This is a genomic window from Crenobacter oryzisoli (genome assembly GCF_030385785.1).
Classification (GTDB): domain Bacteria; phylum Pseudomonadota; class Gammaproteobacteria; order Burkholderiales; family Chromobacteriaceae; genus Crenobacter_A; species Crenobacter_A oryzisoli.
In genome coordinates this window covers 18,383-32,822 of the sequence record NZ_JAUEDK010000018.1, presented here as the reverse complement: position 1 = coordinate 32,822, position 14,440 = coordinate 18,383, and the positions used below count along the sequence as shown (strand labels likewise).

At 59.8% G+C, this 14,440-nt stretch carries 7 protein-coding genes and 2 pseudogenes; 2 read left to right on the top strand and 7 right to left on the bottom strand.

Annotated features, from left to right (window positions below):
* Positions 1-2 precede the first annotated feature (2 nt).
* The 6 genes and pseudogenes from QU481_RS11345 to QU481_RS11320 all read right to left on the bottom strand — a co-directional run bounded on the left by QU481_RS11345 (position 3) and on the right by QU481_RS11320 (position 10,813).
* The gene (locus QU481_RS11345; protein WP_289830107.1) at positions 3-1,007 is read right to left on the bottom strand and encodes a PD-(D/E)XK motif protein; all 1,005 of its coding nucleotides are present in this window, start codon (positions 1,005-1,007) and stop codon (positions 3-5) included.
* Positions 991-3,864, bottom strand: a complete 2,874-nt coding sequence (locus QU481_RS11340; RefSeq protein WP_289830106.1) for a Z1 domain-containing protein — start codon at positions 3,862-3,864, stop codon at positions 991-993. Before QU481_RS11340 ends, QU481_RS11345 begins: the two co-directional genes overlap by 17 nt.
* Complete coding sequence (locus tag QU481_RS11335) at positions 3,861-5,390, bottom strand: ATP-binding protein (protein WP_289830105.1); 1,530 nt, start codon at positions 5,388-5,390, stop codon at positions 3,861-3,863. Before QU481_RS11335 ends, QU481_RS11340 begins: the two co-directional genes overlap by 4 nt.
* The gene (locus QU481_RS11330) at positions 5,387-7,825 is read right to left on the bottom strand and encodes a sigma-70 family RNA polymerase sigma factor (RefSeq protein ID WP_289830104.1); all 2,439 of its coding nucleotides are present in this window, start codon (positions 7,823-7,825) and stop codon (positions 5,387-5,389) included. Before QU481_RS11330 ends, QU481_RS11335 begins: the two co-directional genes overlap by 4 nt.
* A 282-nt stretch (positions 7,826-8,107) precedes the next feature.
* A pseudogene (locus QU481_RS11325) lies at positions 8,108-8,881 on the bottom strand (IS5 family transposase).
* A gap of 717 nt (positions 8,882-9,598) precedes the next feature.
* A complete protein-coding gene (locus tag QU481_RS11320) occupies positions 9,599-10,813 on the bottom strand; it encodes an RNA-guided endonuclease InsQ/TnpB family protein (RefSeq protein ID WP_289830103.1) in 1,215 nt (404 codons plus the stop codon).
* A 157-nt stretch (positions 10,814-10,970) separates the two neighbouring features.
* On the opposite strand from QU481_RS11320, the pseudogene QU481_RS23985 reads away from it, so the two are divergent.
* Together QU481_RS23985 and QU481_RS11310 are read left to right on the top strand one after the other, a co-directional pair.
* A pseudogene (locus QU481_RS23985) lies at positions 10,971-11,694 on the top strand (IS5 family transposase).
* A gap of 78 nt (positions 11,695-11,772) precedes the next feature.
* Positions 11,773-11,982: a transposase gene (locus tag QU481_RS11310; RefSeq protein WP_289830100.1), complete on the top strand. Its 210-nt coding sequence runs from the start codon at positions 11,773-11,775 to the stop codon at positions 11,980-11,982.
* A 707-nt stretch (positions 11,983-12,689) separates the two neighbouring features.
* Here the strand turns inward: QU481_RS11310 and QU481_RS11305 are convergent.
* Complete coding sequence (locus tag QU481_RS11305) at positions 12,690-12,851, bottom strand: hypothetical protein (RefSeq protein ID WP_289830099.1); 162 nt, start codon at positions 12,849-12,851, stop codon at positions 12,690-12,692.
* Between the last annotated feature and the right edge of the window lie 1,589 nt (positions 12,852-14,440).

Genomic DNA, 14,440 nt, shown 5'->3' with positions numbered 1-14,440 from the left:
CTTCAAAGCACTCCAAGTTTTTTCAGAGCCCCACCAACCTCGGAGTCGCCTCCAGGGATCCGGTCAAGGTCTATTTCATACATGACGCGGGTGATCGCGTCTGGAACCGTCCCCCGCACAATCCGGGGAAAGCCCTCACCCACCTCCAATACGCGCGTCTTCTCAAGTGAGAAGCGCCTACGGTAGGTGTCCGCATGGGAGGCGTGATATCCGGCCGCCAGCAGCCGGGCCGAGAAGGCCGTCGCAGCGTCCGGCAAGCCCGAGAGCCTCCCCGCGATGTCCGCAGCAAGCTCAGGAAGGCTCGTTCCCGACTCGCGCAGGGCAAAGCGCATCCCCGCCAAGAAGATTGGCCTTAGAACTGAGTCATCAAGTTGCTCCATGCAACCTATTTTCGCTGGGAAGGACCTATCCGAGAGCGTCGCCTTGGCCTCTACTGCCCCGTCCCCAAGTGCGAAATCCTGCGCTCCGTCCAAGGGGCCCACCCACGACTCGACCGCCGTGAACGACGAAACCCCGGCGTCCATCAACGTTCCCAATAGTGTTAGCTCACCGAACAAGCCGAGCTCGGCCTCGGGTGACAGCGCCTGAACCCCCTTGCGCATGAACTCCTGCCACGCTCTGACCCTGATGAGCAGAGTCCGCAGGACACCCTCCTCTCCGGCTGCCGCCGCGGTGTCCATCGCCCCGGCAACGTCGCCTACCATCTCAGCGAACAGCTCAACACTCCCAGACTCCTTGCGGGTCAGCGATATCCATGTTTTGCCGTCGCCGTAGGGATCCGCTCTCGTGACCTCGAAACCGCGCCCCTCAGGAAGCTTCTCGGCGGCGGGCACCTTCGCGCTCCTGAAACCAGCAAGCAGAGCCTCCTCGTTTCCGGGGAAGCGCCTTCCCGCCATGAGCACGCAAGGCCCAGCCGACGCGACCGGTATGCTGCGCCATCCCGCCTCGCGGGAGTCGCCGGAGAGCGCACCCCATGCGAGGATGAACTCGTCAATCGGCCGCGCCATATTCCTGCTCCCAGAATAAGTGATCCACCTTATAATCGACCTTCACCCCGGATTGGCTGGCGGGGAAACTTATGGCGAACGCCATTATCGGCTTGTCCCAATCCTGCGTGACAGCCCTACCCGCGATCTTAGGGGCAAGCGGATAGAGCATTAGCAGCCCTCTCCTCGAGCCGGGCGCCGAGCCATTAAGCCCAAGCCCCCGCAGTTCCCTGACCTTCTTTCCGCTCGGACGGGTGGGCGGCGTGACACGGTTTCTCGCCACGTCCGGCTTCCACTCCTTGAGGGTCTCCGCCAACGCAAGACTCCATTCGGCGTCCCCAAGGTCGATGGCCTCGTCGCTCGGATCTGTCAGCACGCCGATTGAATAGCGGCCGGGCACGCCGTTGTCGCCGCGCGAAGGGAACGAGGATATCGTGGCGTGCGGCGAAAACATGTGGGGCTGTCCCGGACGCCCCTCGGCAAGCAGCGCAATGGTCCACTCCTTCAACTCGCCGATCTCGTTCATCATCCCAATGAACTCCGCCAGCACCGCACTGTTCGCCCTGTCCGCCCCGAGTGGTGTCTGGTATGCCTTAAGAAAATCCAGCACAAGCTCGGAGGAAACTCCGTTCCATAGCAACGAACGCTTCCACTCGTCCACCGTGTCACCGCGCGGCCTGCCCGGCCCAACCTCGGAAGGGGCGCCCATCGCTGCCACCAGATGCTCCGCGGCTTCGAGGTTCTGCCCCAGCTGCTCTTGCGTGTTGAAGAACGAAACGGTCTGGACCATGCTGCCGCTATAGGAAAGGGAGAGAGTCTTCGCACTTCTCATCTTCAAGGGCGAGGTAACTAGCAGCACAGGATGAGACTCGACCTTCATGCCATATTCCCAGGGTGTGGCCCCCATCCCGACCATGGTATCGAACTCTTCCCGCAACTCCTCCGAGGCATCCGCGATGTGCCCGAACCACTGCACCAGCTCGCTCGTCGTGTAGAGACGACAAAGGTCGAGATAGCCTGGGCGATAGCCAAACCAGCGCCCCATCTGCATCAGGGTGTCATACATCTTGGTTGTGCGGACGAAATAACTGACACACAGCCCCTCGAGCGTCAGTCCGCGGGCCAGCTTGTCCCCGCCGATGGCAATGACCTTGAGTCCCTTCTCACTGTGCTCGACGTAATCCAAGGCATCCTTGGCGTTCCCGTTCACAGTTTTCACAATGATGTCCGAGAGCACAGTCGGAAGGGCCCGGAGAATCTCATCCCAAGCCGGAACCCTTGAGCCGCCCGCCGCATCCGGGGCTTCCACTGCGACCTTCTCGCAGGTGGGGACGAAATCCCTCTCCCAGATCCCCCGAAGCTGCCCGACGAGCTCCTCGTGGTCCACGCCGCGGGTTATACGGCGCGTCATCTTGGTAACGAAGTCATCGATCTGCCCGCGGACCTTGTCCTGGACCTCTGTGTAGCGCGTGACGTGCACCAGCATCGAGGAGTGCTCATCCCCCTGCCCGCGGCACACGCGAGCGGCGCAGGCAAGGGCGAAGGACTGTATCGCTTCACGGAGCGAGGGCGGCAGCACGTTCCCGCCAGCGAAAAACGGATCGTGGGTCTTCTTGTGCTTTGGTGGCATCCATCCCGCCTGCCCGTCGGCGGAGACGTGGTCGGAAACATCCCTTGCCAGTGGCAGACCGCCAATGCGCCCGTCCGGCCCACGAAGACCGAACACCCGCGCGGGACCCACATAGTTGGACGGCGCCGCAATGTTCTTGATGAACGACTGCGGGAAAAGATCCGGTCCCTCCTCGTTGGTCTCCCCGCGACGGTGGATGAAGATGTTTGCGAACGGGGTGGCTGTGTAGCCCACGTAGGCTGACTTGGAGAACGCGTGGAGAATCTTCCGGATAAGGCCGTTGATGGCCTTGGGCTCGTGCTCGGTGTTCGGCGTGCCGTCATCGTTGAGCGGCTTTTCCCCCGTGTCCACGGAGGCATGGTCGGCCTCGTCGTCAATCACCAGCAGCGGTAGGTTGGTCACCATCTTCCGGCCGGTCGCTGCGTCGGTCGCGTCGGAAACGTGCGGACTCTGAATCCATTTCAGGAGCTTGGTGAGAACCGACTTGTTCTTCTTGACCACGAAGAGCCATGGGCGCTCCTCAGGCGAAATCGAGAAATGCCTCGCGACCGAGGCGTTGAAGTCCCCATTGTCTGCCCTGGTCGTTGCGCAGTGGGGATGGATCTTTGGATCGCTGTCCTCCTCGAAGACACCAAGGGGCGTCCCGGGCTCGCGCTGAGGCGACGTCTCGTAGCCTAGAAAGGCCTCCTCAAGCCGAATCTGGGTTTGCGAGCGCAGGTTGTTGTGCATGCCAGCGAGGACGATGATGATCTTGTATCCTGCGTCTGCAGCCTTACATATCAGAGCTGAATAGCTACTCGTCTTGCCCGATTGGACATGCCCGACAACCAGCCCCCTTCTGTCCCACGTGCCGGTCCTCTTCGGATCCTCAAGGAGTTCTAGGATGCCGTCAGTCGACCTATCCAGCGCATCGACGACCTCAACCGACAGGCGTCGCTCCAAATACCTTTGAAGACGGTGCCAATAGCGCCAGTCGCACTTACGCTCAGAGTTCAGCCAGTCGACGTGGTTGAAGTTGTTTTTCAGGGTGGCATCCTTGCCGACCCAGTGGCTGAACCTGCGGATCAACTCCTCCGTCGCAGCCGCTTTGTCGACAAAACCGTCCGGATCCGTCAGGGCTGCCGCCATCTCGACCTTCTGGGATATCAGCATGGGGGTGATCTCTTCTCCCTTGTCCTTCTCCCTGCGCAACAGAGTCTGGGCGATGGTGATTGTCCCCTCCAGAGTGCCAGCATCGTCGCGTGTCATGCACCTCTCCTGTCGTTGTCTGCCCCCGTGGACGAGCCGTCGGGCAGTGCGTCCACCAGAGATGGGTATTTCTGGAATGGCTCGGTGGATGCCAGCGTCCGTTTGGCTAGGGAATGCGACATCCCCCTGCGACCCACCATGTCCTCAAACAGGGTGCAAAGAATCTCCGCGACGTGCGCAGGGGGCTCCCCCTCAAAGCAAGTGAGCGGCGTCTCCTTGCTTTCCGCCGTGTCGAGCCAGATTCGCTGAACCGGGACAGTCTCTTCGACCACACGAAGCATGGCCTTCACCAACGGAAGCAATGGGCCAGCCGCCTCGAGGACTGCTGCAACTGCAGGATGCTCCGGGTCGACCCTGTATCTCATACCATTCTTGAGGCGCTCGACCGTCCATGCCTGCTCGACCTGCTGAGCTCCCGGCCCGGGGGCGGGCGAACCGCGGTATGCAAACGCCCGCCTTGCGCGGTTTCGTGTGTCTTCGGCAAGCGTGGTCAGCCATGACCGAAGGGCGACGGGTATACGCGCGGTCGACTTCCGGATGTCTATCTTCCAGTCGGCATCCGCCGTATTCGGTATATCCAGGCGGATCCGCGCCAGTCGCTGGGCCTCCTCCCGGTTCCACGCCCTTCCTTGCCCAAGGCCGAGCCACCCGCCTGCCAGAAGTAGTCGCCCGTTGCGGTAAACGTAGAAACCCTGCTGCGATGTCCAACCCTCCGGACCAGCCGCATTATCGTGCTCCGCCTGCGTCAGTCTGTCGCGGTGCGGAAGGACATGGCACTCTGCCTCCACGACCCCAAACGGCGTATGACGCCTCTGCACGGGGGAATTCCACGGCTTTCCTGGGTGTCCGATCATGAAGGGGTCCCAAGGGGCGACTGCGCGGCCATTGAGCAACAGGCGCAGCTTCGGGCGCGGCCCCTCTAGCAGGCGGTGGAACACCATCGCGAGGCGCTTCTCCACATCCTCAATGAGAGCAAGAAAGTGATCGGCGGTGTAGCCATCCGTGACAATCCTGTCGAGTCGCTCCCAAAGCACAAGCGTCCCCGAGCCCACCCCGTCGAGCGGCGCGAGATGCCCTTCTGAGCCCTTCGCGGGACCTTCAAAGAGAATCCAACCATCCTCTGGTCTCTCGGCAATGGCATCCAAGTCCCAGCGTAGGCACGCCCTATCGCCACTCGCCATTTTTGAGGCCACCGTCAGGCGCCGACACTGCGAAAACGAGGCGGTCTTGAGCCCCATTCCGAAGCGTCCAAGGTCGCCCGGGTCCCGCGCGTCGAGAGGACTCTTGTCTCCAAGCCTCATGGCCGCCTCGAGACCGTAGTCGTCCATACCCCTGCCGTCGTCGAGCACGGAGATACGGCTGCCATTTCCGTGCCAAGTGAATTCGACCCTCACCTCAGACGCGCCGGCGGACACGCTGTTGTCCACGATGTCTGCAAGAGCAGCCGCGGTCGAGTAGCCGAGCCCCCGTAGCGCCTCCATCATCGCGGACGCCCGTGGCGGGGCGTTTCTCGTCTTTTCGCTCATTTCCGATACACCATTCCAGGCAAGGGCGAGAAGCCTGCGGCCAAAAGATCCTGGAGCAGACTCTTTATCCTCATATATTTGTCTGGCGGCAGGCGCACCAACACGCATCCACCATCGCCGCGCCGGTCCTCCACCACAGCTCCCGACGCTCTTGCGAACTCGAGAACCCTCTCGACGTCCTCCGCGCTTGCCATCGCCGCGGGGACAGTTTGGACGGCCGGACCCACATTGGTCGGCCTACCAGACTGCTTAGCGGGTTCATCGCCAGGAGCGTCAGCGGCCAAAGGGGGGGCTTCTTCAGGATCGTAGCCGTTCGCATCCTCCATCCCGGCATCATGGTCGGGATAAAGAAATGCACGGAGAATCCCGGCCCTTGCTGGATGAGCCAGCTTTTTCAGGGCCTTCGCCTCGATTTGCCGGATGCGCTCCCGGGTAACCCCGAAATGCTCCCCGACCTCCTCAAGAGTGCGCGGGTCGGTTCCGTCGAAACCGTATCGAAGTGTCAAAACCTCAGCACTCCTTGGGTCGAGCGCGGAGAACAATTTGCCAAGGGTCTCAATCAAGGAGATACGCTCCACATGCTCTTCCGGGGAGAGGAGCCCCTCCCCAGCAAGGGTATCTGCCAAATATCCACCAAACTCGTCCGGCTCCTCCAAGGAGACCGGCTCTTCCATCCGGGCGCGCAACGACGAGACCTTCCAGACGTGCATGCCCAGCCTCTCGGCTAGGAGTGCGTCGGTCGGTGTTCGACTAGTCTCTCGTTCTACTGCCTCAGCTTCCCTGCGTAGCACAAGGGTTCTCTCATGCACATGGTAAGGGAGTCTGATCGTCCTACCAGCTTCCGCCAGAGAACGCGTTGCCTGCTGACGAATCCACCACGTTGCATAAGTGGAGAACCGGAAGCCCTTCCGCCAATCGTATTTTTCCACAGCCCTAATTAGGCCGATATTACCCTCTTGGATCAGGTCCTCCAGGGGCAACCCCAGCCCTTGGTAACGTTTGACCACAGAGAGGACAAGCCTGAGGTTGTGCAACACCATGGTCTCCCGCGCCTTGGCGTATCTGCCAATAGCGGCGGAGAACTTCGAGGAGGTGTCCCAGCCAGCCCCATCTTGTCTTGCGAGTCCACACAGGAACGACGGTGACAGCCGGACTTTCACGACAGCCTCGCCCAATACAATCGCATTGGACGACGCGCAAGCCGCCCCTAAGAAGAGTGCACGGACCTCGTCCATGCGCTCGAGAAACTCTTTCGTCTCCGTTGAGAGGCCGTCATCCTCGTCCAATGCCTCGTCGTCGACCTCGATCGGGCTTGCAACGGACTGCCCCTCTTCATCCAGCCCGGCCTCGGAGCTCAGCGCAACACTCTCAGGGCGGAGCGCACCGGAGCGAACGCGTTCCGCAGCTTCCAGCACGGCCTCAAGCCCCTCCGGCCAGGACGCCAGCGCGAATGAGGCCTCGGTAAGTCCCTCCTCCATCTCGCGTCCGAGCCGCGCTTCCTCTTCTGCGGATAGCAACTCGCCAACCCGCATCTCCTTGGCGTAGAACCTCGCAGGCTCATTTCGGCCCGACTCGATGTCTTCAATGAAGGTTAGCGCCCTTGAAACCTCCTCGTCCTCCCACTCCCGTGCCCCAGCGAGCCAAGGCTCGTCCCCTAGCTCATGCCGCTCGTCCGTCTCCGCTCCAAGCTCCCCAAGGGTCAGGCGCAAAAGAGCGGTCCAGCCCGGGTTCACGGCCCCAAATTCGTCCGTGCAGGCTTCGGTAAAATCCAATTCGGGAACACTTCCTTCGCGAATCGCCCGCAACAGCAAGTGACGGAGACGCGTGGCCTCCGCCTCACCCTGGCTGCCAGGGAGCGGTGCCGCGCGCTCAGGCAGAAATGCCTCGAAATCTACCCACCCCTCTGCGTCATCGTCCGGGATCAGGGCAGATATCGTCCTATGTAGCTCTGCCGCCAGCTCCACGATGGACGAGTCACCCTCTGGCACGGGTGCGTCCTCATCCGCCTCCCAGCCTGACAAGTCGATAGCAGAATGCTCGTTGCCTTCATCCCAATCGAGATTCTGTCCGAATGCCACAGGCTCCATCTTGCAAGCAAGCTCCGGTTCAGGCTCCGTTTCAGGTTCAGGCATGATGGCTGCCTCGAGTATCGAGGCGGCTTCCAAAGCCATTGCATGCCTAGCGATAGACAGCGCATCCCTTCCTGAGAGGTCGAGGAGGCTTGGGTTGGCCCCTGCGGCCAATAAGAGGGTGCAGACGGAAGCCTTGTTTTTCGAGGCGGCGAGCATGAGCGGCGTCATGCCTGCACCATCCCTGGCGTTCAGATCGTCTCCCCTACGAACATGAAGCTTGACGGCGGCTTCAACCCCTGCGAGCACAGCCATTTTGAAAAGCCGACCAAGGGTTGGTTCAAAGGGTTTATCCAACGCGTTCATCCTGCCTCCCCTAGGCGACCATAACCTGTAGCAAAGGAAGTGCTTTCCACGTCGCTGAGGGTCAAAGACTCGCGAAGCCACTGGTATTCAGGGCCGCGCAGAAGATCTGCAACCGACCAAGCTGAGGAGGACAGGGCCAGATGATTCATGTTGTGATGCCCATGATGCTGACGAAGGGATGAAATAAGTCAGCAGTGAATGTCGAATGAATGGTGGTGATTATAAAGACAGAGCAAGCAACTACGGAACACTTAGATCATGTTCTGAACGATGTTCATGGCATCAGTTAGGTGCAGCAACATAGAGGTAAGCGAAGGAAAGGTAGTGCAACCCTGACAGAGTTTCAGGTAGGCGTCCGTCGTCACGGGCCAAACGGCGGAATCGGGCCGCCCAGCCGAAGCCGCGTTCGACTACCCATTGGCATGGAAGCAGCACAAAGCCACGTTTGGCCACGGGGAGCTTGACCACTTCGAGGGCGATGCCGTGCTCACGGGCCGCGTTGGTAGCTGTTTCCCCGGTGTAACCCTGGTCAACATAGGAGTGTCACCTCTCGATGGCTCATCGCCTGCACGGCCTGAGCCAACTGGCTGAGCTGATCCCGATCCTGCTCATTGACCCGCGTGACATGCAGGGCCAGCAGGTGGCCGAGCGTATCGACCGCCAGATGAACTTTCGAGCCCTTCTTTCGCTCGGCACTGCCGTAGCCGGCATGGACGCCGCTGCTGGGCGTCGATTGCAGGGTGCGGCTATTCAAAATTGCCGCCGAAGGATGCGGAATGCATGCATAGACCAGACAAAGCAGCATGCGCAGATCGTGCACGATGGCCTCGAAGCAGCCAGCGTTGCATCTGCTGATGCACCCGCGACCACGGAGGCAGATCGTTGGGCAGCATCCGCCATGGACAGTTGGTGCACACCTCGTAGCGCAGCGCGTTGACTCCGCGCAGGTCGTGGCGACGCTGGCCGGCATCGAGCGGAAGCAGGATCAAATAGGGGGGCGACGAATACCTATTCCTCATTACTCACATCGGCCGGGTAGGGTTTGCGGTCTGCCATAGTCGCTGAATCTTACGGCTATGACATGGCTCAGAACATGCTCTAGAGTCGCTAACCAAAGCCCGCATAATGCCAAATAAATAGAGCCTCATTTGGCAAGAATGAAACGTCGTGTTGTCAGCCAGAAGCTCAGGAAATCGTTGCAGCCCTTGTTGCCTGCAGCGCCCCACCCCCGCAGAGGTGGCCATCCTCGCCTAGAGGATAAGGCTGCCCTCAGCAGAATACTGTTCGTCCTCGCCATCGGCATCCCATAGATGGCCCTGCTGGGGAACTCAGGCAGTGGCATGACCTCTTGGCATCGCTTGCACGGCGGGCAGGAACAGGCATATGGGACCTACTGCATCTGGCGTTGCAGCCCGTCAGGACTGGCGACACTCGCCTTGGGGAAACTTGAAACCCGGCCATGAACATTGCCCGGCCTTCGGTATTGGCTCCCATGGCGCAGAGGGGACGACCGAAGAGTCTCCCATTCAGGTATAAGGATGAAAAGTTAGGAGCAGGCCTTTTTTAACAACGCAGGCCCACTGAAACCTTATTCCTACCTAAGATATCGTGATTTCTGGTGGTGTAAGAGTTGAATACCGGTTGGACCCGGTTGGATTACTCTTTCTCCCTCTTTCAAACATGACACGATGTGATGTCATTTGACATCCTTCCCCACCTCTCGCTAACGCTCGCCGCTCTGCAAGAGCGGGAAGGAAGGGAATTCCTACGGCGCTATACGCTGAGCTGTATAGTCGCTTCGGTGGGTTCCTGGGCCGACACCCCAACATCAGGCGAAGTTTCTCCACAGGCTAACCGGGCGAGCCCCGCCCTTAACACGTTGATCGCACCGACCAGATCGGCATTGTTCTCATAGCCACATTCCACGCACGCGAACCGAGCCTGGGTGCGGCGGTTATCTGCTGATACGTAACCACACTCCGGACAAGTCCGACTGGTATAGCGTGGTGACACGGCGATGAGATGCCCGCCGTTCCACGACAGCTTGTAGTCCAACTGGCGGCGAAACTCGAACCACCCCTGATCTAGAATGGCTTTGTTCAGATGGGACTTGGCCCGAACGTTTCTACCCGGCGCATCAGTGCTGCCGGCCGCTGACTTGGACATGTTCCGCACCTGCAAATCTTCGATATACACGATCGCGTGGTTTTGGCTGATGGTGGTCGAGGCTTTGTGCAGATAGTCGCGACGGGCGTTGCCGATACGGGCGTGAATGCGCTGGATGCGGGCTTTTGCCATTTTCCAATTGTTGCTGAATTTGGTCTTGCGGCTCATCGCGCGTTGCGCTTTGCGCAGGGCGGTTTCATACCGTTTTAAGCTGTTAAGCGGCGCATAAAACGTGCCGTCACTCAAGGTGGCAAAACGCGCAATGCCCAGGTCGATACCGACTGCGCCGCCTTGCGGGATCGTCGGTTCGACTTCGCGACGGGTCTGGATGCTGACGAACCATTTGCCGCACGACAGGCTGACGGTGACGTTGCGCAGTTCGCCCGGCGCCTCCCGGCTATGGCGGTAACGTAGCCAGCCCAGCTTCGGCAGGAAGATTCTGCCGTTGGCCTGATCGAACTTGATCTGCTTCGGGTCAGGATAACGGAAGTTGCCCGACTGCCCTTTTCGCTTGAAGCGCGGGAAGTCGGCCCGCTTGGCGAAGAAGTTTTTGTAAGCCTTTTCCAAGTCCTTCAACGCCTGTTGCAACGGGTGGACAGGCGCATCCTTCAGCCATACCGTTGCTGCACTATGGCGCCAGGTGGTCAGCTGTTTCGCCATCGCCACATAGCCGATGAACTTGCCGCCGGCCTCGTGGTTGGCTTTCTGCAACGCCAGCGCACGATTGAACACAAATCGGCACGCGCCGGCAAAGCGGCGCATGTCGCGCTGCTGCTCACCGGTCGGCATCAGTTCATATTTGAAGGCTTGGAGACGTTGCATGCCAAAAATTATAGTTTTGGCCTACGAGTAATGAAATCGACACGAGGCCGAATCGACATTCATTCCCTTGCGGTGGGCATGTAAAGTGGCAGGCTCCCCCGCTTTCCTCCTGCCAGACCATGCCACACCCCAGCCATTACGAACTGACCGATGCCCAATGAGCCCGTCTGCGACCGACCTGTCCAGCAAGGTGGGCGCCCCGGAACACAGCGGTGTCGACAACCGGACCTTCGTCAACGGCGTGTTGTGGGGGCTCCCTCCGTTCCGGGGCGAGCTGGAGCGATCTGCCTACGCGTTACCAAGCACAAGACGGTTCACTCGTGTTTCACCCGCTTGGCCGCACGCCGCGTCTGGGAGCGGATCTTCGCCCTGATGGTGGCCGACCGCGATAACCACCACCTGCAGATCGACAGCACCATCGTGCATGCTCATGAGCAGATGGTAACCGGCAAAGGGAAGCAAAACTCAACGGAAGGGGCGTTCCCGAGGTGGATTGAGCACCAAAATCCGCCTGGCCAGCGACGAGCAGGGACGGCCGCTGCGCCTACTGCTGACCGCAGGCCAGGTCAACGATATCACCCAGGCACCGGCCCTGCTGCATGACTTCCGTTCCCGCCGGGTGCTGGCCGACAAGAGCTACGACAAGCTAGGCGCTGGTGGCTGCGATCGAGTTACTGGGCGCTCAGCCGGTCATCCTGCCGCACAGCTACCAACGGCCGCGTCCCTTCGACGCGACGCGCTACCGGGCACGCAACGCGATCAAGTGCTGTTTCGGCCGCCTCAAGCAGTGGCGGCGACTGTCGACCCGCTACGACCGCAAGGCCCGCCACTTCATGGCGTTCCTCTATTATCTGGCGGCCTTCCTGATCTGGAACCCCTGAATGTGGATTCGCCCTAGGCATGGCAGACACTTCATATTCCTGATGCATGTTCACTTAGTCTTTGTTACACGCATCGCCGTGAAGTGCTCACCAAAGAAGTGCTGGACGATCCCCCCCATCGTCGCCGGCATATGCGATGTCTTCGAGGCGGAACTGGTGGCGTTCGATGGCGAGAACGATCTCATGCACCTGTTGGTGAATTACCCGCCAAAGACCTCCACCTCGGCACTGTTGAACAGCCGGATGATCCGAAAGAAGAACAATTCGAGTATCCACAAGAAGCTGTAGAGTCGTGCGTTATGTTCGTCGTCCTGCTTAGGCCAGAAGCGGCGGCGGTGCGCCCATCGAGATCATTCGCCAATACACCGATCAGCAACGGACGCTGCCATGGTCGAGCCCGGTTTTGAACTTGGCCAGGAAAGGTGCATTTTTCACCAATCTCCGCCGCTGACACTCGTCTTCGTCCAAGGCGTGGCGGGCATTGTCTATGCATGGCATCAGCGATGCAATCCACTCTACCGCTTGGCCACGTTTAGCCAGCGGCTTAACCTCCTCGTAGAACCTGCGCCAGGCGTGAGTCCAACATTCACCATCTAATAGACGACATCACCGCTAGGAAGCAGTGGCGCCAAAAGCCACTCCGGGGGATATTGTGGTGGCTGATAATGCGGCAGCTCCCCTGCATGCACCTTCAACTTGCAAGCGAGATTGGGCGCCCACGCCGGATTGGCCGCCAACACCGCCCGGGGCGCTACCGTGGCGCTTGGCATGCTCAGCCTCAGTGACGAGGCAGTGGACCCGGGCGATCGCGCTCCGATTACCCGAGGCACCGCATCAGCATTCGGCAACGGCGGCCACCTATCCAGACGGCGAATTGTCCCTCGATCGGCGCAGACGAAACGACGTGTCCTGTTGAGTTCCTGCCGCGCAGGCAGGACGAGTCTCCTGTCCCATGCAAAGGCCTCGCACGAGACAATGTGGCATGGCAGGGATGGTCACCACATCCGGTGGCGCATGCGGCTCTGCTGGGCTTCCTGGCGTGCCTGCAACCGCTGTCGCTCCATGCGCTCCTGATACTGCTCGCACGAACGCATCCAGTCGGTGCCGTTCTCCTCGTTGAACATATTCAGGCGTGCGGTGCTCTCCAGGTGCTTCATGATGACCTCCTCGTGCGATTGATGACTCAGCTTGCGGGGCGACGTGATCGACTCCCGCGGTGATGGTCATCATGCTTGATGTATTCAGGAGGGGGAGCAGAACAAGTTGTTAAGCACAGAGGGAAATGGGCAGCGTGGCCCCGACATGGATGAATGCCGGAGCGGGTTGCTCCCTTCCCTAGACCGGCAGTGTCCCTGCCGCCCTAGTTGCCCCGGACACCTAGTTCAAGAACCGGCGAGACGCCCGGAGCAGCAATGCGCCAGCGAGACCAACGTCAGGGCGCAGAGGACGCATCAAGGCGTCAGAGAGAAAAACCGACAGAAACAGCCCTAGAATCGATTTTTATGGAATAGGCATGACTGGCGTATCCGACGAGGCAAAAACGCAGCCAAGCCCGGTTTTTGTCGATCCAACGTGGGCTTTAACGAGCAGATGGCATCTGCTGCTGAGCACGGGGAGAAGTGAATGTGCGTCTCCTTGCTCCGGGCAGCCCCAAGCAAGAGCCGATGCCGCACCGTCCAAAATGACGAATGGGAGAATACGAACGAGCGGGGCGGCCCTCCCCCCCGCCCCGCCCGCTTCCAATGTGGCGCAGCAGCGCATGTGCTGAACACTGCCAGTCCGGGCCATGATTTTTACTGCGCAGCGCAACGGACAAAAATCGACAGAAACAGCCCTAGAATCGCTTATCAACACATCAGACAGGGATGCACTACCCGAACCTGTTTGAGCGTGGTGTAGCCCCGTTTCTGCGCATCTCTGCGCACCCTACGGCACGCTGATTGATCGCGGTGCACCGACCTGCGCCGCTGCAAACGTGCTACTCCCGAAGCACCCGCGCCGGGGGCACACATCCCTCGCAGCCACCAGTCATCACCACACGACCCGCTCCCCCTCGTCGCACAGGCGCAGCAAACGACACTGCTCCTTTTCTCCGGCCGGATCGGATCGGGCCCTCTCCCTCGCGCGCGTAGATAATTTATTGAGTAAGGTAATTTTGAAAAAGTTTATATATATAGGGGATTGCAGAAAACTACCTTACTCGGGCCATATTTCACTATTCCTTGCATTTTCAAAGAGTTGAGGGTCGCGGAGTGAAAAACTGCCTTACTGTTGAATACTCACGGAGTGAAAAAGCCTTGACATTGAAATTAATACAAGATAGCTTTGCAAAGCAAAGCTATCTTGTATTAAAAGTCGAAAAAGCACAGATTAAGCCTAGCCTGCCAAAACACCTTACTTCATACCAAATGAATATTGCGAAGTGAAAGGGACATCGCTCTGGACGCTGCGGAATCCAGGGTCGGGCCTGACAGCCCTCCCTCCGAGGGCAATTCCATCTGGTGCCGCTCGTATTCAGCCCAGACCAGTTCGATAGCGTTTGACCGCTGCTGAGGCGGCCAAACCGGCCAGTTTAGTGTGTTAGGCGCTGGGGTTTTTTGAGCTCGTAACTGAGTCAAGAACGCACGATAGCCGCACCGGTCTTCCTCAAGCCTGGGCGGTTGCGCGCGCAGTCCCTGGGCGCACATGAACAGGCAAGAGACCCGAAGACCATACTGCTTCTAGCGATGATAGGTGGTGTCGATAC